19 protein-coding genes and 1 pseudogene are annotated in these 21685 nt (G+C 66.2%); 12 read left to right on the top strand and 8 right to left on the bottom strand.

The annotated features are described in order from the left end of the window. Window positions 1-55: 55 nt before the first annotated feature. The 4 genes from PQR02_RS12395 to PQR02_RS12380 form a co-directional block, all read right to left on the bottom strand. Window positions 56-808 carry a hypothetical protein gene (locus tag PQR02_RS12395; RefSeq protein WP_408230438.1) on the bottom strand — a complete coding sequence of 251 codons (753 nt, stop codon included), beginning with the start codon at window positions 806-808 and terminating at the stop codon, window positions 56-58. Then, window positions 805-1716 carry a substrate-binding domain-containing protein gene (locus PQR02_RS12390; RefSeq protein ID WP_408230435.1) on the bottom strand — a complete coding sequence of 304 codons (912 nt, stop codon included), beginning with the start codon at window positions 1714-1716 and terminating at the stop codon, window positions 805-807. The genes PQR02_RS12395 and PQR02_RS12390 overlap by 4 nt, the downstream gene beginning before the upstream one ends. A 32-nt stretch (window positions 1717-1748) precedes the next feature. Further along, the gene (locus PQR02_RS12385) at window positions 1749-2168 is read right to left on the bottom strand and encodes a c-type cytochrome (RefSeq protein WP_408230432.1); all 420 of its coding nucleotides are present in this window, start codon (window positions 2166-2168) and stop codon (window positions 1749-1751) included. Window positions 2169-2541: 373 nt separating this feature from the next. Then, on the bottom strand, window positions 2542-4362 hold the full coding sequence (locus tag PQR02_RS12380; RefSeq protein WP_408230429.1) for a methanol/ethanol family PQQ-dependent dehydrogenase: 1821 nt from the start codon (window positions 4360-4362) through the stop codon (window positions 2542-2544). A gap of 415 nt (window positions 4363-4777) precedes the next feature. Between PQR02_RS12380 and PQR02_RS12375 the strand changes: the two genes are divergently transcribed. The 9 genes from PQR02_RS12375 to PQR02_RS12335 all read left to right on the top strand — a co-directional run bounded on the left by PQR02_RS12375 (window position 4778) and on the right by PQR02_RS12335 (window position 12868). Further along, window positions 4778-5176, top strand: a complete 399-nt coding sequence (locus PQR02_RS12375) for a 4a-hydroxytetrahydrobiopterin dehydratase (RefSeq protein ID WP_408230426.1) — start codon at window positions 4778-4780, stop codon at window positions 5174-5176. A gap of 295 nt (window positions 5177-5471) precedes the next feature. Further along, window positions 5472-6497: a beta-ribofuranosylaminobenzene 5'-phosphate synthase family protein gene (locus PQR02_RS12370; protein ID WP_408230423.1), complete on the top strand. Its 1026-nt coding sequence runs from the start codon at window positions 5472-5474 to the stop codon at window positions 6495-6497. A 126-nt stretch (window positions 6498-6623) separates the two neighbouring features. Beyond that, on the top strand, window positions 6624-7550 hold the full coding sequence (locus tag PQR02_RS12365) for an NAD(P)-dependent methylenetetrahydromethanopterin dehydrogenase (RefSeq protein WP_408230420.1): 927 nt from the start codon (window positions 6624-6626) through the stop codon (window positions 7548-7550). Window positions 7551-7560: 10 nt separating this feature from the next. Continuing rightward, window positions 7561-8778 carry an ATP-grasp domain-containing protein gene (locus PQR02_RS12360; RefSeq protein WP_408230417.1) on the top strand — a complete coding sequence of 406 codons (1218 nt, stop codon included), beginning with the start codon at window positions 7561-7563 and terminating at the stop codon, window positions 8776-8778. Beyond that, window positions 8741-9781, top strand: coding sequence for a methenyltetrahydromethanopterin cyclohydrolase (gene mch / locus PQR02_RS12355; protein ID WP_408230415.1), 1041 nt, complete (start codon window positions 8741-8743; stop codon window positions 9779-9781). The genes PQR02_RS12360 and mch overlap by 38 nt, the downstream gene beginning before the upstream one ends. Then, on the top strand, window positions 9778-10806 hold the full coding sequence (locus PQR02_RS12350) for an ATP-grasp domain-containing protein (protein WP_408230412.1): 1029 nt from the start codon (window positions 9778-9780) through the stop codon (window positions 10804-10806). The genes mch and PQR02_RS12350 overlap by 4 nt, the downstream gene beginning before the upstream one ends. Then, window positions 10799-11671: a triphosphoribosyl-dephospho-CoA synthase gene (locus PQR02_RS12345; RefSeq protein WP_408230409.1), complete on the top strand. Its 873-nt coding sequence runs from the start codon at window positions 10799-10801 to the stop codon at window positions 11669-11671. Before PQR02_RS12350 ends, PQR02_RS12345 begins: the two co-directional genes overlap by 8 nt. A gap of 153 nt (window positions 11672-11824) precedes the next feature. Then, window positions 11825-12334 (top strand): formaldehyde-activating enzyme, encoded by a 510-nt coding sequence (fae, locus tag PQR02_RS12340; protein WP_408230406.1) that lies wholly within the window; start codon window positions 11825-11827, stop codon window positions 12332-12334. Window positions 12335-12457: 123 nt separating this feature from the next. Continuing rightward, window positions 12458-12868: a hypothetical protein gene (locus tag PQR02_RS12335; RefSeq protein ID WP_408230403.1), complete on the top strand. Its 411-nt coding sequence runs from the start codon at window positions 12458-12460 to the stop codon at window positions 12866-12868. Window positions 12869-12950: 82 nt separating this feature from the next. Here the strand turns inward: PQR02_RS12335 and PQR02_RS12330 are convergent, their stop codons facing one another. Continuing rightward, entirely contained in the window at window positions 12951-13445 is a 495-nt protein-coding gene (locus PQR02_RS12330) for a dihydroneopterin aldolase (RefSeq protein WP_408230400.1), read from the bottom strand. A 354-nt stretch (window positions 13446-13799) separates the two neighbouring features. Between PQR02_RS12330 and PQR02_RS12325 the strand changes: the two are divergent. The 3 genes and pseudogenes from PQR02_RS12325 (at window position 13800) to PQR02_RS12315 (ending at window position 17801) form a co-directional block, all read left to right on the top strand. Continuing rightward, a pseudogene (locus PQR02_RS12325) lies at window positions 13800-15847 on the top strand (sigma-54-dependent Fis family transcriptional regulator). Then, on the top strand, window positions 15844-16440 hold the full coding sequence (locus PQR02_RS12320; protein ID WP_408230397.1) for a flavoprotein: 597 nt from the start codon (window positions 15844-15846) through the stop codon (window positions 16438-16440). Before PQR02_RS12325 ends, PQR02_RS12320 begins: the two are co-directional and overlap by 4 nt. Continuing rightward, window positions 16419-17801: a DUF6513 domain-containing protein gene (locus PQR02_RS12315; protein WP_408230394.1), complete on the top strand. Its 1383-nt coding sequence runs from the start codon at window positions 16419-16421 to the stop codon at window positions 17799-17801. Before PQR02_RS12320 ends, PQR02_RS12315 begins: the two co-directional genes overlap by 22 nt. A 23-nt stretch (window positions 17802-17824) precedes the next feature. Here the strand turns inward: PQR02_RS12315 and rpe are convergent, their stop codons facing one another. The 3 genes from rpe to tkt are packed head-to-tail and all read right to left on the bottom strand — an operon-like array spanning window position 17825 to window position 21685. Continuing rightward, a complete protein-coding gene (rpe, locus tag PQR02_RS12310) occupies window positions 17825-18535 on the bottom strand; it encodes a ribulose-phosphate 3-epimerase (RefSeq protein WP_408230391.1) in 711 nt (236 codons plus the stop codon). 34 nt (window positions 18536-18569) lie between these two features. Further along, window positions 18570-19607: a class II fructose-bisphosphate aldolase gene (gene fba, locus PQR02_RS12305; protein WP_408230388.1), complete on the bottom strand. Its 1038-nt coding sequence runs from the start codon at window positions 19605-19607 to the stop codon at window positions 18570-18572. A gap of 26 nt (window positions 19608-19633) precedes the next feature. Beyond that, window positions 19634-21685, bottom strand: coding sequence for a transketolase (gene tkt / locus PQR02_RS12300; RefSeq protein ID WP_408230385.1), 2052 nt, complete (start codon window positions 21683-21685; stop codon window positions 19634-19636).

Raw genomic sequence — 21685 nt, 5'->3', positions numbered from 1 at the left:
GGTGCTGGATGCGCAGCCGCGCCGTTGTCTGAGGGTGCCGGTGCGGCAGCGTGCACTAACGGCTCGCCCGTGGCGCGTTGGACGGCTTCTGCGGCGCTTTGCCCGGCGCCGGCAATTTGCGCAGGGCGGCCTGGAAGCTCAGCGTCTGCGTGTGCGCCGGATGCGCGAAGTCGTTGTTCGGGCCGGGCACGTCGGTGCGAATCAGCACGACCTGGCCCGGCACGTCATCGGCGAGCAGAAAGGTGTAGCGCTTGGCCGTGAATTGCGCGAAGCGCTCCGCGTTCGGATCGTTCAGGTAGGGCTGCACGACGATGCGCCGCGCGCTGACGGACTTGCCGCCGGCCTCGCTCGTCACCGTTTCGATGCGCGGCCCGGCAGCGAGCGCGAGGCGCAGGCGCTGCTGAAAATAACGGCGCTGCCCGCCTGTCAGGCTCTGCATCTCGGAGATGTCGCGTTCGAGAAAATAGATGATCACCGGATTGCACTGCAGGCCGCCATTGGGCAACGGCACGTTGCCGCTATGGTCCGACACCTGGGCGTCGCCTTTCGCGTTGTCCGGGCTGAGAACCAGCACCTTGACGAGGTCGGCGCTGCGCGACGGCTGTTCGGAGTTGACCACCGCGTAGTCGAGCTCGGTCTGCGCCTCGACGCCGTGCAGGTGATCCGTCGTGAAGATGAGGCGTTCGGCGGGCGTGATGTTGTCGCTTCCCGGCGTTCCCGCCGCGCGGGAAGCGAGCGGCGCGACGCACATCGCCCACATCATCCATGCCGCCGCCACGCGAAGCCAACCGCTTCGTGCATCCCTCATGGCGACGCGTCGCCGGACTTCGGCGCCGGCACGTCGACCGGTTTGAGCAGCGGCACCTGGTAGCTGGTCAGGATGCTGTCGATCTTGTCCTGGTTCGCGCCGATCCATTGATCCACCTTGTCTTTCCAGGCCTTCTCGCCATACCGGACGCCCATTGAAATCGTATAGTCGAAGCGGATGCCGGGCCCGGCGGGAAACGGCACGAGCTTGACCGTATCGCCCGCGCGTTTGGCGAAGTAACCGGCGATCGGCCCCCACAGGAACACCACATCGACGTTGCCCGCGCGCAGGTCCTGCTCGATCATCTGGCCGGGATACTCCTGCGGGTCGCCGCTTTGCACCCGATACGAGACTGCCTGCTCGATCAGATTGTGGCTGAGCAGCCAGTCAACCGCCGGGGTCTGCGAAAAGATGCCGAAGCGCAGTTTGTGCAACTGTTCGGGCGGCAGTTTGAGCAGGTCGTCAGGCGTGTTGATGTTGGCGAACTCGGGGCGCGTCGGAAACACCATCGCATAGGTCGAACGCAGATAGGGCTGCGTCGTCGACGTCATGTCGTACCCTTTCGGCACCCCGATGATGAGGTCGCACCTGAAGCGCTCGCTGCCCTCTTCCTTCTCGCGCAGGGTGTGACGCACGAAGCCCATGCGTTGCGGGAAGTAGGTGTACTCGAGCTTGTAGCCGAAATCGCTGGCCATCTGGCTGGCGATGCGGTTCTCGTAACCCTCGCCCTTGTTGTTGGACAGGGGCATGTTGTTCGGGTCCGCGCACACTCTGAGCACGCCATCCGCGCCATCGTTATTCGGCAGCGTCGGACCGTCCGCCTTGACCGCGGCGCTCGCGAGCGCCGCGCAGCACAGAGCGGCGGCGATCAGCGTGGCGTGCACCGACATGCTTCTTTTATGACGCATCGTGAGCCTCCGAAAGAGTAGCGGCGCCGACCCTATTTGGCATCGAGGGCCTGCAGGTCGCCCGGCTTGATCTGTCCATCGGAGCGCCCTTTCAGATAAGCATAGAGGTTTTCCCAGTTCTTCTGCATCATCTGGCTCGTGCTGAAATCGGGCATGCCCTTGGCCACCCTCCCGCCGAATACCGTTCGATGAAACTCGTCCTTGTCCAGGGTCTTGAACGCGTCGATCAGCGACGGTCCGACCATGCCTTGCTGCTGCGCGCCGTGGCAGCGTTCGCAAGCAAGCGCGCGCCATGTTTTCCACCCTTGCAGCGTATTACTGTCGACCTTGCTACCGTCGACCACCTTGTATGCGACCTGCGCAACCGAGGGATTGTTTTGCGCGTATCCGACAGGAAGCAGGACGAGTGCTGCGGGCAGTGCCGCGAGCAACAAGATTGATCGGCCTTTCATGCACGTGTCTCCTTTGTCGACCGGAGTTGCGCTCTAGCGCTTACTCCGGTCCCATGCTGTTGCGGTCGACCGGAGTTGGCGTGTCGACCAGAGTTGGCGCTTTAGCGCTTACTCTGGTCCCATAGCGCTTACTCCGGTCCCATGCTGTTGCGGTCCACAAGAGTTGGCGTGTCGACCAGAGTTGGCGCTTTAGCGCTCACTCCGGTCCCATGCAAAATGTTTGCTCAAGATGAGCGGCGCCCTGATGCGCTTCATGAACGCATCGGCGAAACGGGCGCGCGCGGGATCATTCGTCCGGTCGGACTGAACGGACGGCCGCTGCGCCCTGCTGCAACAGACGCGTCGGCCGTTCGTATCAGTGCGCCCCGGTCATTCAGCTTTTCTCGCCGCCGGGAATCGCGAACACGAAGAGCGTGCCGCCGAGCGCGGTGTACTTCGCCAGTTCACGATAGCCGCCGACCGCGCCCAGACCTTCGGTCGACTTTTCCAGCCCGGCCGCCATACCGATGCCGGCCCAGCCGCCGATGCCCGAGTACACGCCGATGAACTGCTTGCCCTGGTACTCGTAGGTAAAGACGTTGCCGATAATCCCCGACGGCGTCTTGAAGCGCCACAGTTCCTTGCCGTCCTTGATCCGGACCGCCTTGATGTAGCCTTCGAGCGTGCCGTAGAACGCAACGCCGCCAGCCGTGGCGAGCACGCCCGACCAGACCGAGAACTTCTCCGGCTTGGACCAGACGATCTTGCCCTTGCTCGCATCCCACGCGATGAAGTTACCCATCGCGTTGTTGTCGTTCGGTCCCGGATACATCGACAGCGTGGCGCCGACATACGGCTGTCCCGACACGTAGTCGACATCGAACGGTTCGTAGTCCATGCAGACATGGTTGGTCGGCACGAGGAAGAGACTCGAACCCGGATCGAACGCCGCCGGTTGCTGGTCTTTGGAGCCGAGCGCCGCCGGGCAGATGCCCTTCACGTTGTGATCGGAGCCGGCTGCCTGGGTCGAGTACGCCGCGTTGCGGATCGGCAGGCCGCTCTTCATGTCGACGCGGTCAGCCCAGTTCACTGCGGGGTCGTACTTCTGCGCGACGAGCAGCTGTCCGGTCTCGCGATTGAGCGTGTAGCCGAAACCGTTGCGATCGAAGTGCACGATCGCGGGCACCTTCCTGCCGTCGATGTTCAGGTCGGACAGAATCATTTCATTGACGCCGTCATAATCCCATTCGTCGTGCGGCGTCATCTGGTAGACCCACCTGGCCTGGCCGGTATTCAGGTCGCGCGCGAAGATCGACATCGACCACTTGTTGTCGCCCGGACGTTGCGTCGGGTTCCATGTGCCCGGATTGCCGGTGCCGTAATAGATGAGGTTGAGTTTAGGATCCCACGCATACCAGCCCCACGTGGTCCCGCCGCCCAGCTTCCACTGATCGCCCTTCCACGACTTGAGCGACGAGTCCGCGCCCACCGGCACCATCTTGCCGTCGGTATAGGTCATCGTCTTCTGCGGGTCGAGCAGCATCTCGTTGTCGGGGCCCGTGCTGTAGGCAGTCCAGACCGGCTTGCCGGTCTTGATGTCATAAGCAATGAGACGTCCGCGCACGCCGAATTCGCCGCCCGAGATGCCGGTCAGCACCTTGTCGCCGAATACGTGCGGCGCGTTGGTGTTGGTCTCACCCGCTTTGGGATTGCCGTTCTGCGCGGTCCAGACCACCTCGCCGGTCTTCGCGTTGAGCGCCACGAGCTTGGTGTCGGCCTGCTGCAGGAAGATCTTGCCGTCGCCGTAGGCGAGACCGCGGTTGACGGTGTCGCAACACATCACGGAGACGACCTGTTCGTCCTGTTTCGGCTGATACTGCCAGATGAACGTCTGATCCTTCAGGTTGATGGCGATGACCTTGTTGGGGAACGGCGAGTGGATGTACATCGTGTCGCCGATCACGAGCGGCGCGCCTTCGTGGCCGCGCAGCACGCCGGTCGACATGGTCCATGCGACCTGCAGTTTGCCGACATTGTTCTCGTTGATCTGCTTGAGCGGGCTGTAGCGGTGATTCGCATAGTCGCCCGCCTGGGCCGCCCAGTTGGATGGATTCTTCATCAGGCCGTCGAGCTGCGAATCGGCTTGTGCGGCGATAGAGCCAAAGGCTGCCGATGCGAGGATCGAGAGCCCAAGAACTACGGTGCGTAAGTTCATGTCTCCTCCAGAATTGTCCTGCTGTTCAACTCACGAATGACCCACGCTACCTCGTCGCATCGTGCGCGCCTTCTCGAGTGCAGGTAACGATCAGCGCCCTGGCCCGATCGATGTCAGGCTTGGCGGCGCATAAAGGACCAACGCATATTCCATGCCGGAAAGTGGCGGCAATGGGCGCCGTCCCGCATGCAAGCCCTTGTGCTCCATTCGCGCTTCGCGTCGCGGCCTTTGTGTCCTGCGCGATCGGCGTCCTGGTGTGACGACCTTGACGCGGTTGCGCCACCCGGCGCGACACATACTGTGTCACTTCCGTGATACGGAACGTGTCCTTTGCGAGTCCTGTCCGCGCCACTGGCCGTGATTTGCAGCAATATGTAGTTCGGCGGGCGGTTCCCGCATCCGAGGAGCAGCGGTCATGGCAAACGCAGAGCAGGTCTATTCCGACGACGAAGTCCAGCAACGCCTCGTCGGTCCGCTCCAGCACTGGTATCTCGAAGACGGCTGGCTACGGCGCAAGTACCGGACCGAAGGCTGGAAGGGAACGCTGATGGTGGTCAACACGGTGGGCCATCTCGCCGAAGCCGCCTGGCATCATCCGGATCTGACGGTCTCCTATGCATTCGTCACCGTGAAGCTCAAGACGCATAGCGCCAAGGGCATCACGGACAAAGACTTCGCGCTCGCCACGAAAATGGAATCCGTGATCCAGTGGCAACCCGGCCTCGAAGACGGCCCGCTCGAAGGCACGCCGTCCGACGACCAGCGCTTCCGCTATATCAAGTACGACGCGCCGAAACCCGCGCAAGGCAGCTGAAAACGCAGCCGGGGGCGCCGCCAGTGGCGCGCATTCCTCGCTGCCGGACGCCGTGCGCTGCCACAACAGCCGGTGACACAGTGCACCTTCGACGTCACACAGCGTCCATGCGCATGCGAGACACCGTGGCACCGGGCGCGTCCCGCGGCGGCGACTGACAGCGGCGGCGGCCATCGCCAGCGCCTGGTACGGCTTCTGCTTGAAGTCGCCCGGCGCGCTGCCGTTATGGCCTGCGCCGGATTCATGGGCGCCCTTCGGCCAAACCCTGTTCAGCGCACCCACAAGGACACTTGCGATGCCGCTTCAGTTTCGCCGCCTCCCGCCTCACCAGGCTGTCACGATCGATGCGCCCGCGCGCCTGCATCTGGGCTTTCTCGACCCGAACGCGTCGCTCGGGCGCGCGTTCGGCAGCCTGGGCCTGGTCATCGACGCGCAGGGCACCCGGCTCGAAGCGCGCCTCGCGGAGCATGAACAGATCGAGGGCGCGCTGAGCAAAGCAGAACGCGAGCGCATCGCGCTTTGCCTGGCGCGGCTGCAGGCAGCTTACGGACCGGCCACGCTCGCCATCAACGTCGCTCGTGCGCCGCGCGCGCACACCGGCCTCGGTTCCGGCACGCAGTTGGCGCTGGCCGTGGGCACCGCGTTCGTGCGCCTGGTCGGCCACCCGGCGAGCAGCGCCGAACTGGCCAGCCTGCTCGGGCGCGGCGCCCGTTCCGGCATCGGCATTCTCGGATTCGAATCCGGCGGCCTGCTGCTGGACGGCGGACCGGCCGGCGATCTGCGCCAGAGCCCACCGCCGCTGCTCGCGCGCCAGCCGTTTCCGGACGACTGGCGCGTGCTCCTCGTGAGCGACCACAGCCGCGAGGGTTTGCACGGCGTAGAGGAACGCCGCGCGCTCGCCTCACTCGCGCCGTTCCCGCAGCGGCTTGCCGCGCATTTGTGTCATCTGGTGCTGATGCGGATCCTGCCGGGCGCCGCGGAGCGCGACTTCGCGCCGTTCGCGGCGGGTCTCACCGAAATGCAGCAGACCATCGGCGAATACTTCGCCAGCGCGCAAGGCGGCGTGTTCGCGAGTCCCGATGTCGAGCGCGTGTTGCGCGCGGTCGCGGCAGAGCGAGCGGCGGGCATCGGCCAGACTTCGTGGGGGCCGACGGGTTTTGCAATTGTCGCGAATGCGCGCGCGGCCGCCAGCGCGCTCGCCACGGCGCGAGAAGCTGCCCGCGCGATGCCGCACATCGAATGCACGGTCGCCGCGGGACGAAATAGCGGCGCGGCCATCCGCAGCGCCGAGGCGCGTGCCCAGCCCATCGACGCCGCATGATGCCGCTCCGTTATCCATCACTGACTGCGCCGCGCGCGGCGCCCGCACGGAGATCGCTGAGCGCGGGTTCCCCTGAGCCCATCCCTTGCGCCGCCCCGAGATCGCAACTGAAACGAGCCTGCTGCCATGTCCGAAACCATTGAAAGGCCCTATATCCTGCACATGTTCACGGCCACGCCGCAAATCAGTCCGTTCGACGTCAACATGGCGGCCGACGCTGGCTACCAGGTCATCGTGCCGTATTGTGGCGTCGAAGCCGGCATGGTCGCCAACCTGACCCAGGACGCGATTTTTTCCCGCGGCCCCAAAGGGGTGTCGCGCACCGGCATCTTCATCGGCGGACGCGACGTGATGCAGGCCGCCGACATGCTCGACACCGCGCGCAAAGCAATGGTCTCGCCGTTCGAAGTCTCGGTGTTCGCCGATCCGAGCGGTTCGTACACGACAGCGGCGGCGCTCGTCGCGCTGGTCGAACGTCATCTGGGCAAACAGCACGGCATGGAACTGGGCGGCAAGCGCGTGCTGATTCTCGGCGGCACCGGCGCGGTCGGGCGCGTCGCGGCGGTGATGGCCGCCTCGCGCGGCGCCGATGTGACGATCGCGAGCCACCACAGCGCCGCTCGCGCGCTGGGCGTCGCGGCCGACATCAACCAGCGTTTCGGGATCGTGATCAACGGCATCGGCACGGCGACACCGGACGAATTGCGCAGCGCGCTGGCCGAAGCGGAGATCGTGCTTGCCACCGCGATCGCGGGCGTTCAGGTGATCGGCAGCGACGATCTGGCGCATGCCAAACGTCTATTGATCGCCGCGGATGTCAACGCGGTACCGCCGGAAGGCATTGCCGGCGTCAACGTGATGAACGACGGCAAGCCCATCGACGGCGTGCCGAATGCGGGCGCGGTCGGCATCGGCGCACTGGCGATCGGCAACGTCAAGTATCAGGTCGAACACCGGCTGTTCATGCGGATGCGCACGGGCGGCAAGCCGGTCTACCTGGGCTTTCCGCAAGCGTTCGACGAGGCCCGCGCGGTCGCCGCCGGGCTCGGCTGAGCTGGCGGTCATGAAGTCGCGCCCGCCGCTCGCGCACGCACCGTTCGTCGCGGTAGCCGGACTGTCCGTGCGTCTGCTCGCGCAGTCCGCGCTGCGCGCGGGCCTGCGCGTCGCCGCGCTCGATGTCTTCGGCGACCGCGATACGCGCGAGGCGTCGGAGGTTTGGTTCGACATCGGCGACGGCGCGCTGGCGATCGATCGGGCACGGCTCACCGACGCGCTCACGCGCGTCGCGCACCTGCCGCATTTCCTCGGCTGGATCGGCGCCAGCGGGCTCGAACCCTTGATGGTGCAACTGTTGCGCGAGCCCGGTTTGCCCCGATTCATCGGCAACGATGCCGAGACGAACGCTGCCGTACGCGAGCCACGGCGCTTTTTCGCGCTGCTCGACGCGCTGCATATCGCGCATCCTGCCGTCTCCTTCACGCGGCCCCCGACGGCCGAGGGCTGGCTGGTCAAGGATGCGCACGGCTGCGGAGGCACGCACATCAGGGCGGCTTCGGCGCCCGATGCGAAGGCCTTGCCGGCACAAGGCTATTTCCAGCGAATCAGCAACGGCCGGCCGCTGTCGGTGCTATTCATCGGCGCGCGAGGCCGCGCGCACCCGATCGGTTTCGCCGAGCAACTGACCTGCACGGCGGGCGATCTGGCGTTCGTGCATGCCGGCTCGATCGGTCCGATCGCTGTGCCGCCGCAGGTCGCGGCACGCGTGCTGGAAGCGCTCGACTCCCTCTGTGAGCGCACTGGTCTCGCCGGCATCAACAGTTGCGACTTCCTGCTCGACGGCGATGCGTTCGAAGTGCTCGAAATCAACGCGCGGCCTTCGGCCACGATGGCGCTGTACGAAGCCGCGTCGCCCGATGCGTGGCCGCACGGACTGCTCGCCTGCCACCTTGATGCATGCCGTGGCGGCCGGCCGCCCTCGACCGCGAGCACGGCGTTGGCCCGTCAGCCGCGCTGGTGCGCGGGCCAGCGCGTGCTATTCGCGCCCAGGGCGTTCACCGTGTCAGCGGGCTTCTCCGATACCTGCCTGCTCGATCCCAGCTGTCACGACGTGCCGATGCCCGGCACGCGCGTCGAGGCGGGCCAACCCGTCTGTACGCTGCTGTTGCGCGCTGCTTCGGCGGACGCGGCGCGGCGCGCGCTCGATGCGCAGCATGCGCGCGTCGTGCAACGAATCGAAACCTGCAATGAACCCGACCATGCCTGCATCCCATTCCACTTCTGAGGCTTCCCGGCAGTCCGCCGCGCCGGGCGTCAACGCGCTGAGCGAGCCTCTCGTCGCCCGGCTCGTCGACGAGGCGGCGCGCCTCGGCGTCGCGATCACCCGCACGGCCGACGGCACGGTCATCGTGGATGCCGGCGTCGACGCGCGCGGCAGCATCGACGCCGGGGTGCTGATCGCGCGCATCTGCATGGGCGGCCTCGGCCGCGTCGCCGTGCGCTCGAACTTCGACGCGGCGCCGCTCTGGCCCACCATGATCGACGTGCACACGTCGTCACCGGTGCTGGCCTGTCTCGGCAGCCAGTACGCCGGGTGGAGCCTGTCGGCGACCAAAGAACAGACCGGCGGCAAGAAGTTCTTTTCGCTCGGCTCCGGTCCCGCGCGCGCGCTGGCCGTCAAGGAGCCGCTGTTCTCCGAACTCGGCTATCGCGACCACCACGATCGCGGAGCGCTGGTACTCGAAGTGGACCGCCTGCCGCCCCCGATCGCGATCGACAAGGTGTTGCGCGATTGCGGCCTCGCGCCCGACCGGCTCACGCTGGTCGTCACGCCGACACAGTCTGTCGCGGGAACGGTACAGGTCGTGGCGCGCGTCGTCGAAGTTGCATTGCACAAAGTGCACGTGCTCGGCGTGCCGCTGGACGAAGTGGTGGAAGGCGCGGGCGCGGCGCCGTTGCCGCCGCCCGCGCGGGACGGGATTCAGGCGATGGGCCGCACCAACGACGCGATCCTCTACGGCGGCCGCGTGCATCTGACCGTGAAGCACGACGAAGTCGCGCGACGCCTCGCCGACACCTTGCCCGCCGCCAATTCGCGCGATTACGGGCGGCCGTTTGCGGACATCTTCACGTCGTTCAACTTCGACTTCTACCAGATCGATCCGGCGCTGTTCGCGCCCGCCGAGGTCTGGGTGAGCAGCCTCGAAAGTGGCGCGACCTATCATGGCGGGCGCATCGAGAGCGCGTTGCTTCAGGATCAGTGGGGCGGCAAGACCGTCGCGCCATGACGCTCACGCAGACCGGCGCAAATCCGGACGCGGACCCCAACGCCGCCCACGCGGGCGTGCGCATCGCGATCATGACCGATGAAACCGGCTGGCACACCGGACGCCTGAAGAAAGCGTTCCGCGCGCGCGGCGCCGAGGCGCGCTGCGTCGATCTCGCGGATTGCCGGATCGACACCACGTGGCAACCTCACGGACTGGTTGTGCCGGGCTTTGGCCACGCGCTGCCCGACGCGGTCTTCGTGCGCGGCATCGCGGGCGGCACGTTCGAGCAGGTGACGCTGCGGCTCGGCATTCTGCATGCGCTGCGCGAATCGGGCGTGCCGGTCTACAACGACGCGCGCGCGATCGAGCGCAGCGTCGACAAATCGATGACCAGCTTCCTGCTGCACCGCGCCGGCGTGCCGACACCGCCGACCTGGGCCGGCGAATCGGCGGCGTTCGCACAACGCGTACTGATGCGCGAAGCGGCCGCGGGCCGTCAGGTCGTGCTCAAGCCGCTATTCGGCTCACAAGGCCACGGACTCAAACGGCTCGGCGCGCGTGGCGGATTGCTCGCGCCATTGCCGTCGCTGGCGCGTTACCAGCAGGTCGCTTACCTGCAGCGCTTTGTGCCCGGGGCGCGGCCCGGCTTCGACTGGCGCGTGCTGGTGATCGGCGGGCACGCTGTTGCGGCGATGCGGCGCATCGGCGGCAAGGGTTGGATTCACAACTTCGCACAAGGCGCGCTCTGCGAGCCGGCCGAACTCGATGCGCCGCTCGCGCAAACGGCCGTGCGAGCCGCCTCCGCGCTCGGGCTCGACTATGCCGGCGTGGACCTGATCCCCAATCCGGACGATGCCGCGCGCCCACTCGTGCTCGAAGTCAACGGCGTGGCGGCATGGCGCGGCTTGCAGTCGGTCACGCCGGTCGACCTCGCGGCGGCGCTCGCCGGCGACCTGCTCGATCGCAAGCTCGCGGCGCGGCTGCGCCAGGTCGAGCAAACCGAGGAGCCGGCCTTCGCCGTGTGGCCCGGACGTCATGCCTGAGGCCGGTGCGATCCCGCCCGAACAGGTTCGCGCGGCGTTGCTCGCAGCCTGCGCGCTGGACGTCGCCACGCCCAAGCCCGGCAACGTCAGCGTGCAAAGTCCGGGACACGGGATGAGCGCGGCCCAGTTCCTCGCCAGCGCGGAGGCCGCGGCCGACGCGCTTCTCGCACGCGGCGCACCGGTCGGCCAGCGCATTCTCGATGCGGTCACGCGCACGCGTGACACGGTCGGCTGCAACACGAACCTCGGCATCGTGCTGCTCGTCGCGCCGCTCGCCGCGGCCCTCGAACACACCGGGCGAACCCTGTCCGCGCCAGGCTGGCGCGAAGCCGCCACACGCGTGCTGGCGAGCCTCGATGTCGACGACGCCCGCCTCGCCTACCGCGCGATCGCCCTCGCCAATCCGGGCGGCCTCGGCGACGCGCCCGAGCAATCGGTCCACGCGGCGCCCACGGTCGGCTTGCGCGACGCGATGCAACTCGCCGGCGACCGCGACAGCATCGCCCGTCAATACGCGAACGGGTTTCACGACATTTTTGAAACCGGGCTCGCGGCCTATCGCGACGCGCCGTCCGATGCGCCCGAGGTAGCGATGCTCAACGTGTTCCTCGCCTTCCTCGGCGGCTGGCCCGACTCTCACATTGTGCGCAAGCACGGCATGGCGCTGGCGCAGAGTGTCACGCTTGCGGCACGCGAACAGCGCGCGCTGTGGCGGAAAACGCCGCTTCAATTGCTACGCGCGCCGGTGTCCGCGCGACTCGACGCATGGGATGCCGAACTGAAGGCTCGCGCAATCAACCCCGGCACCAGCGCGGATCTGGCGGTGGCCACACTGTTCGTCGCCGGTTGCCTGAAAATCCGCTGAGGGACGCGCGTCACATCTGCCGCGCCGGGTCTTGGCACGAAAAATGTTAGTTAGTACCACCGTGCATCAACACGCTGTCCTGCGATGCAGATTCGGAATGACAGCAGGCAGCGGCCAGTCAGCAGGTCCGTACTCACACATCGGAGGAACAGAATGGCCAAGATCAACCGCGTCATGATCGGAGAGTCGCTCATCGGCGACGGCAACGAGGTCGCGCATATCGACTTGCTGATCGGACCGCGAGGTTCGGCTGCGGAAACCGCATTCTGCAATGCACTCACCAACAATAAGGATGGCTTCACATCGTTGCTCGCCGTCGTCGCGCCGAATCTGCTCACCAAGCCGAACACGATCCTGTTCAACAAGGTGACGATCAAGGGCGCCAAGCAGGCCGTCCAGATGTTTGGCCCTGCGCAGCACGCGGTAGCCCTTGCGGTCGCCGACAGTGTCGAAGACGGCACCATCCCCAAGGACGAGGCCGACGACCTGTTCCTGTGCGTCGGCGTCTTCATTCACTGGCAGGCGGAGGACGACAAGAAGATCCAGCAGTTCAACTACCAGGCCACGCGCGAGGCGATCAAGCGCGCCGTCAACGGCGAACCGAGCGCAGCGGAAGTGGTGGCGAAAAAAGGCACCGTCGCGCATCCGTTCGCGCCGAACTGACGCCGCACGACAGGTGAGGAGACGCGGCGCCGGCGCAAGGGCCCGCCTCCTCGCGCATCCCGTCACGTCGCTCACGGCACATCAGTTCGCGAAACAGGCTCAATGCTCTGACAGAGGCACACTATGACCATAAGATGCCGCGCGCTGTTCGTTTTCACCAGCCTGGCGCTGGCAGGACCGCTTGCCTGTGCGGCCGGTCACGCGCCGAGGCCAGCCGCTGCGGCGCAAGGCTACAACTATCCGACCGAAGGCCGTGTGGAATACGTGCTGACTTGCATGGACGACAACGGTCATGATTTCGTGAACGTCTATAAATGCTCATGTGTGATCGACAAGATGGCGGCCGCGCTGCCTTACGACGAGTTCGTCGAGCAGTCGACCTTCTCGAAGTACGCCACGCTCGGCGGCGAAGGCGGCAACGAGTTCCGTGTCGATCGTGCGAAGTCGCAAACGAAGAAATTCCGCGCGCTGCAGACCACTGCGTACCAGACGTGTGGACTGGGTCCGCAGAAAACGCCCACAGTTGCGAAATGATGCAGTGCGCATGAATGAACCGCGGATCCCTTGAATACGACAGCGGCGCCCCTCACGATGCGGCGCCACCTATCCGTGCCGCTCAGTTCGGCACCAGCCCTCTGCCGAGCGACGCGTAACCGACGAGGCCAGCACCTTCTGCCGGCGGGTCGCTGCGGCGCCGTTCGATCTGGACGCCCACGGCCGCCACGTCGTCGAATTTCGCCGGCTTCGCAAGGGACACGCGCACCCAGTGAGCGCCGAAATCGGCGATCAGCAATTGCGCGATGTGCTCCGCGAGCGCCTCCAGCAGGCGCACTCGATGCGACTCGAACAGCGCGAGCAGCGCACCGCGTACCGCCGCATAGTTGACCGTGTCTTCGATCCGGTCCGTGCTGCACGCGCGGATCGCGGGTACGCCGATTGCGAGGTTCATGCGCACGGGCTGCGGGACGTGCTGCTCGCTGCGGTCGATGCCGATGACTGTCTGGCCGATGAAGTTTTCGATGAACACGATATCCATGCGTTCGGGCAACGCGCTGGCATCGGAGCCGATGCTGGGGAAAGCGGTTAGGCGAACGGTATCGAGACGATCCATGGTGTACTCCGCCGCGGCGCGGCCTGGTCAAAGCAACAGATCGGGAACGGCTGAAACGGCGGGCGGCACACTGTGTGCCAATGCTGCGACATGCCCGCGGCGTTGCGTCCGTCAACGAGGCAACGAGTCGGTAAAAGCAAGTATCGGGCGCGGTGCGTAGAGATAATGCGACTTCTTGTTGAACCCAGGCGACATCGGGCGTAGAGTTTTAAGGAACCGCCAGATAGCACGGCCGGTCGCGTAGGCGCATGCGAACGCAAGATTTCGAGGCGCCAGGGGAATTCAGGATTCATATAGCGGCATGCGAGGCGTGCGTAATAGCATGCCCGGAATGACGCAACGGAGACAAACCCCATGTCGTTGCTTGCTGACAGCAATACGCACGTCCGAGAGGTTTTGAACGTCGTCCATCATCAATTGACGACGCGCCCGACGAGCGAATCCGTCGCCCAGTCGTGGGCACGCTGCATCAACGAATTCCAGCTTGACCCCTCCCGTTTCGTCACCCACCAGTCCTCACGCAGTACGAACTAAGCGCACGCCGTGAAGCGCTCGGCGATCTGATTGCCTGTTCGAAGCTGGAGATGACGACGCTCTATCAACAACTGGCCGACCCCGAACTCGCGGTCGTGCTGGTCGACTCGGGCGGCGTGATCGTTCATCAGGTGTCGTCCGTGCCGTTTGCCGAGGCGGTTGCCGACGACGGCTTTCGGGTCGGCGCGCTGTGGAGCGAGCGCGAGGCCGGCACCAACGGCATGGGCACCTGTCTTGCCGAGCGCGACTGCATCGCGGTCTGCCAGCACGAGCATTTTTATCCGCGTTACACGTCGCTCACCTGCTCCGCCGCGCCGATCTTCGACGACAGCGGCGAGATCGCCGGCGTGCTCGATGTCACGAGCCGTTCGAAGCTGCTGCAGCAGCACTCGCTGGTACTCGTCGGCATGTCGAGGCAGATGATCGAAAACCGTTTGCTGGATGCGCGTTACCGCCACGCGAACATGATTCACTTCCACAGCCGCCCGGAATTCGTCGGCACCCTGCACGGCGGCAAGCTCGCGGTCGCGGACGACAGCACGGTGCTCGCAGCGAATCGCAGCGCGCTGTTCCAGCTCGGCTTCCGCTCGCTCAGCGAACTGCGGGGCCGGCGCATCGAGGAGGCCTTCAATGCTTCGCTCGAAGACATGATCGCGCGCAGCATCCGCGGATCGTTCCATCCGGTCACCGTCTATAGCGCGAACGCGACGAACCGCTTCTTCCTCGTCGCGCAGACCCCGCAGAACAGCGCCGGGCGCGTCACGCGGGTGCTCGTGACCGACCCCACCGCGCGCAACAGCGCGCCCGACAAACGCGCACCGTCGCCGAAGCTCGACGAGATCGCGCACCTGGAGTTCGGCGACCCGCGCATGGCTTCGCAAATCCAGCTGGCCGCGCGCGTGATCCAACGCAAGATTCCGATCGTGCTGCGCGGGCAAACCGGCACCGGCAAGGAAGTCTTTGCGCAGGCGCTGCATAGCATCAGCCCGCACGCCGATGGGCCCTTCGTCCCGGTCAACTGCGCGTCGCTGCCCGAGAACCTGATCGAAAGCGAACTGTTCGGTTATCGCGCCGGCGCGTTCACCGGCGCACAGCGCGAGGGACGGCGCGGCAAGATCGTGCAGGCCAACGGCGGCACCCTGTTCCTTGATGAAATCGGCGACATGCCGCTCGTCTTGCAGGCGCGCTTGCTGCGCGTCATCGAGGAACACGAGGTCACGCCGCTCGGCGCCGAAACCACCGTCAAGGTCAATTTCCAGCTGATCAGCGCGAGCCACCGCAACCTGCTCGAACTGGTACGTAGCGGGCTATTCCGCGAGGACCTGTACTACCGGCTCAAGGGCGTCGAGTTGAATCTGCCTGCGCTTCGCGACCGGCTCGACAAGCTCCCGCTGATCCACCATCTGCTCGCGAACGAGACCGACGATCCGCCCGAACTGAGCCCGCAAGCCGAACACGCATTGTTGACTTACGAGTGGCCGGGCAACATCCGCCAACTGCGCCACGTGTTGCAAATGGCGATAGCACTTTCCGACGGCCAGCCGATCTGCTGTGAGCACTTGCCGCCCGAAGTCACGCAACGCACGCCGGCGATGGATATGCCGACCGCCCTGCACCTCGCCACTGCGGAGATGGACGCGCATCTTGCCGACGACGCGGACATCTCAGCGCTCAACGCGATCCAGTTGAACGAGCGCGAAACCGTGCTGTCACTGCTCGACGAGCACCGCTGGAACGTCAGCAACGTTGCGAAGGCGCTCGGCATCAGCCGCAACACGCTGTACCGCAAGATGCGCCGGCTGCACATCCGGCTCTCGCATGAAGGCTCGCCGTCCGACGGGATGCCGCTCGATCTCGACGACGCATGACCCACACGCCCGCACGCGATCTCGCCGACTTCAAGCCGGACGCGCGCTTCGCGTGGTGCGTGACCGGCTCGGGCCATCTGCTCGAAGAATCCATCGCGCTCGCGCTGCAGTTGCCGCGCGTGGATCTCTTTCTGTCCGCGGCCGCGGAGGAAGTGCTGCCGCTTTATGGCTGGTCACTCGACAAGCTGCGCGAAAACTTTCGCGTGCTGCGCGACAACAGCGCGAGCGGCGTGCCGGTCGGGATGCTCTATCACGGCATCTATCACACGGTGGTGATCGCGCCGGCCACCAGCAACACGGTCGCCAAATGCGCGTACGGCATCTCGGATACGCTGCCGACCAACATGTACGCGCAGGCCGGCAAGCAATGCATCCCGGGCATCGTCTTTGCATGCGACACCGAACCGACCGTGGTCACGCACAGCCCGGATGAATGGGTCGAACTGCGTCCACGGACCATCGAACTCGACAACGTTGAGCGCCTGTCGCGCTTCGAATATACGACGCTCGTCCGCTCGCTCGACGAACTCAAAGCGGCGCTCGGTGAACGCCTGTCGACCCTCGATCTCGCATGGACCACATCCTCTTCCTGACTGGCCGGCTGGCGGAACCGAGCCTGCTGCGCGTGCTCGACAGCATGGCGCCGACGCCGTTCAGTTGGGAGGTCCGCGAAATCGGTCTGCAAGTCGCCGCGTTGATGACGGCCGACCTGATTCTGCGCCGCGTGCCCGCACCGCTGAACGCGCAGCGAGTGATCGTGCCGGGTCGCTGCCGGGGCGATCTCGACATGCTGGCTGGTCACTATGGCGTGCCGTTCGAACGCGGTCCCGAAGAGGTCAAGGATTTGCCGCAATTTTTCGGCCGCAAGGCGAAGCCGTTCGACCTGAGCCGTTACGAGACGGAAATCTTCGCGGAGATCGTCGACGCACCGCGCCTCGACCTGGACGGCATCGCCGCGCGGGCGCGCGAGTATGCCGCCCAGGGCGCCGACGTCATCGACATAGGCTGCCTGCCTGAAACACCGTTTCCCCATCTCGAAGACGCGGTGCGGCGGCTCAAGGTCGGAGGCTATCGCGTGAGCGTCGATTCGATGCGCACCGACGAACTGTTGCGCGGCGGCCGCGCGGGCGCCGACTACCTGATGAGCCTGAACCTCGATACGCTGTGGATCGCCGACGAGGTGCCGTCGACGCCGATCCTCGTCGCGCGCGAGCCAGGCGACCCGGCCTCGCTCGACGCCGCGATCGGTCAGCTATCCGCGCGCGGCCGCGCGTTCCTGGCCGATCCGATTCTCGACCCGATTCCATTCGGGCTCGCCGCGTCGATTGCGCGCTACGTCCGCTTGCGCGAACGTTATCCCGACATCGCGATCATGATGGGCATCGGCAACGTGACGGAGTTGACCGAAGCCGATACGAGCGGAATCAACGCGGTGCTGCTTGGCATGGCCGCCGAACTGCGCATCGGCGCGGTGCTCACCACGTCGGTGAGCCTGCATGCGCGGCGCGCGCTGCGCGAAGCCGACGTCGCGCGCCGCGTGATGCATGCCGCGCGCGACGCGCAAGTGCTGCCGAAAGGGATCAGCAGCGATCTCGCGACCGTCCACGCGAAACGTCCGTTTCCGTATAGCGCCGACGAGATCGACGAGCTTGCCCGTGGTGTGCGCGATCCGAATTTCCGCGTGCAGATCAGCGCCGAAGGCATTCATGTCTACAACCGCGACGGACATCGGCGCGGCGACGATCCGTTCGCACTCTATCCGCATCTGAAGCTCGACAGCGACGGCGGCCACGCGTTCTATATGGGCGTGCAACTCGCTCGCGCGGAGATCGCCTGGCGGCTCGGCAAGCGCTTCGATCAGGACCAGCCGCTCGACTGGGGCTGCGCGCTCGACCGGCCCGAAGAAGATCTGCTTGTCTGGCGCGCGCCCGGCGAGACGATGAAGAAAGGCTGACGGACGTTCGGGAACCGCCCCGCTCACCCATCGATTTCCGCCATGCCGGTGCCCGCCTTCACGGTATCCAGCTCGTCGCGCAGCCGCCCGATCGCTTGAGCGCGATCGGCGGCGCCGAAAACGGCCGAACCCGCGACCAGCACATCGGCGCCCGCCGCGGCAATCCGCGCGATGTTCGACGCCTTCACCCCGCCGTCGACTTCGATCAGCAACGGCCGCCCGGTACGCTGCATCATCGTGTCGACCCGCGCGCGCAGCAGGCGCAGCTTGTCGAGCGTTTCCGGAATGAATGCCTGGCCGCCGAACCCCGGATCGACCGACATCACGAGCACGACATCGAGCATTTCCATCACGTGATCGAGCACCGCGAGCGGTGTGCCCGGATTGAGCGCGAGTCCCGCGCGCACACCGTGGGAGCGGATCAGTTCGATGGTCCGATGCACATGCAGCGACGCCTCGGGATGAAAGCTGATCAGATTCGCACCCGCCTGGGCAAAAGCGCCGACGAGCGGATCGACCGGCATGGTCATCAGATGCACGTCGAACGGCACCGTTGTGTACGGCCGGATCGCCGAGCACACCAGCGGCCCGACGGTGAGGTTCGGCACGTAGTGGTGGTCCATCACATCGAGATGGATCCAGTCCGCGCCGGCCGCCGTCACGTCGCGAATCTCGTCGGCAAGACGGGCGAAATCCGCCGACAGTAGCGACGGAGCAATCAGGAATTCCCGCATCATCGTCTCCTTGCAAGTGCTCGGTGCCCGGTGCTCAGTGATAGCGGCACGCCATCGCGTCGAGCGGGAGCGGTTTGATACGTGCCGCCTGGCCCGCGCAGCCAAACGCCTCGAAACGCTCGACGCAGATCGCGCTGGCCGCCGCCGTCGCGGCCTTCAGCGCCGCGCGCGGATCGAACTCGGAACGCGCGTTCGCGAGCGACCTGCGCAGCGCGCCGCTCATCGCGAGGCGGATGTCGGTGTCGATGTTGACCTTGCGCACGCCATGCGCGATGCCGCGCCGGATCTCTTCGACCGGCACGCCGTAGGTCGTCGGGATCTCGCCGCCATATTCGCGGATCACCGCGAGCCATTCCTGCGGCACCGACGACGAACCATGCATCACGAGATGCGCGTTCGGAATCCGTTCATGAATGTCAGCGATCCGGTCGATCGCGAGAAGGTCGCCGCTCGGCTGGCGGCTGAACTTGTACGCGCCATGCGAGGTGCCGATCGCAATCGCAAGCGCGTCGACGCCGGTTGCTTCGACGAAACGCCGCGCTTCGTCCGGATCGGTGAGCAGGTCTTTGCGCGCGAGCTGGCCTTGCGCGCCGACACCGTCCTCCTCGCCTGACGTGCCGGTTTCGAGCGAACCGAGGCAGCCCAGTTCGCCTTCGACCGACACGCCGACCGCGTGCGCGGCTTCCACGACGCGGCGGCTCACGTCGACGTTGTAGTCGTAGGCCGCGGGCGTCTTCTGGTCCGGCAGCAGCGAGCCGTCCATCATCACCGACGTGAAGCCCGAGCGGATCGCCTGCTGACACACCGCGGGGCTCGCGCCGTGATCCTGATGCAGCACCAGCGGAATTTCCGGGTGCGCCTCCAGCGCGGCGAGCACGAGATGGCGCAGGTAAGGCTCGCCGGCATATTTGCGCGCACCCGCCGACGCCTGCAGGATCACCGGGCTGTCGGTGGCCTGGGCGGCTTGCATGATCGCGTGGATCTGCTCCATGTTGTTGACGTTGAACGCGGGCACGCCGTAGTCGTGTTCGGCCGCGTGATCCAGCAGTTGCCGCAGGGTGATGAAGGCCATGGCAGACTCCATGAAATGAAATCGGATCAACGTGTGGCGTGCGCGACGCGGCGTGCTTCGTCCACCAACGCCTGCACGGTCAGGTTGAAGTGCGCGAACAACGCTGCGGCAGGGGCTGATTCACCGAACGAATCGATGCCCACGACGCCGCCGTCGAGCCCCACGTATTGCCGCCAGAACGCCGTGACGCCCGCCTCGATCGCGATACGCGGCACGCCCGGCGGCAACACCGCTTCGCGCCACGCGGGGGATTGCCGGTCGAATGCCGTGGTGGATGGCATCGAAACGACGCGTGCGGCGATGCCCGAGGCTTCGAGCGGCGCGACGGCGTCGAGCGCGAGTGCGACTTCGGAGCCGGTTGCGATGAGCACGACGCGTGAAGCTTGCGCATGCGCCGAATCGCCCGGCCAGTCGCGCAGCACATAAGCGCCCCGCGCGATTGCGGCGATCTGCTCAGGCGAGCGCGTGACGAACGGCAAGTTCTGCCGGCTCAGCAGCAAACAGGAAGGCCCTTGCCGTTCGGCCGCGCAGACCCACGCCTGGGCGGTCTCGACCGTATCGCACGGACGCCACACATCCAGCCGCGGAATCAGCCTGAGGCTCGCCGCATGTTCGACCGCCTGGTGGGTCGGCCCATCTTCGCCGAGCCCGATCGAATCGTGCGTGAAGACGAAGATCGAGCGCGTCCTCATCAGCGCGGCCATGCGCAGCGCGTTGCGCGAATAGTCGGAGAACGTGAGGAACGTACCGCCGAACGGCAGGTAGCCGCGATGCAGCGCGATGCCGTTCATCACCGCGCTCATGCCGAATTCGCGCACGCCGTAGTGCAGATAATTGCCGCCCTGCAGGCCGCCGTCGTCGGTGCGGACATCGGCCGCGCCCTGCCAGTCCGTCAGGTTCGAGCCGGTCAGATCGGCCGAGCCGCCGAGCAGCTCCGGCAAGTTGCGCGCGAGCGCGGCGATCGCCTGCTGCGAGGCTTTGCGCGTTGCAATCGATTCGGCCGCGCCATCGGCGTCGCGCACCAGTGCGCGGACCGCGTCGCGCCAATGCGTGGGCAGCTCGCCTTGCACGCGCCGTTCGAACTCGGCGGCCTCTGCCGGATAGTGCTGGCGGTACGCTTCGAAGCGCCCGGACCAGTCGGCTTCGGCGGCAAGGCCACGCGCGCTTGCGTCCCACAGCGTGCGAATTTCGCTCGGAATCTCGAACGGCGGGTGCGGCCAGCCGAGCGCGCGGCGAGTCCGTGCGACCTCGTCCGCGCCGAGCGGCGCGCCGTGCACGTCGTGAGTCCCGGCCTTCGACGGCGAGCCCTGGCCGATCACCGTCCGGCAGCAGATCAGCGTCGGCCGGCCCGCGGCGCGCGCGCCCTGCAACGCGTGATCGACCGCATCGACGTCGTGTCCATCCACCTCGCGCACCACGTGCCAGCCATACGCCGCGAAGCGTGCCGGCGTGTCGTCGGCGAACCATTGCTGGACATGACCGTCGATCGAGATGCCGTTGTCGTCGTAGAGCACCGTCAGCTTGTCGAGCTTCAGCGTGCCGGCGAGCGAAGCCGCCTCGTGCGAGATGCCTTCCATCAGACAGCCGTCGCCGACGAACACGTACGTGCGATGATCGACGATCCGATGGCCGGGCCGGTTGAATTCACGCGCGAGCAGCGCCTCCGCGAGCGCCATGCCCACGCCGTTCGCGAGACCTTGTCCGAGCGGCCCGGTGGTCGTTTCGACGCCCGGCGTGACGCCTACTTCGGGATGCCCCGGCGTCTTGCCATGCAACTGGCGAAAGCGCTTCAGCTCGTCGATCGGCAGGGCGTAGCCGCTCAGATGCAGCAGGCCGTATAGCAGCATCGAGCCGTGTCCGTTGGACAGGATGAAACGGTCGCGGTCGGGCCATGCCGGGTTGCGCGGGTTGTGCTTCAGATGCCGGTCCCACAACGCGACGGCAATCTCGGCCATGCCGAGCGGCATGCCGGGATGCCCGGACTTCGCCGCTTCCACGGCATCGATCGCGAGCATGCGCAGCGCGTCGGCCATCAGCCGGGTGGCGGGTACGGCAACCGATTCTGCGACAGCACTCAT

The organism is Paraburkholderia sediminicola, from assembly GCF_046026895.1.
Lineage (GTDB): Bacteria > Pseudomonadota > Gammaproteobacteria > Burkholderiales > Burkholderiaceae > Paraburkholderia > Paraburkholderia sediminicola_C.
Note: the sequence above shows the minus strand (reverse complement) of the source record. Positions and strands in the feature narration are given on the sequence as shown.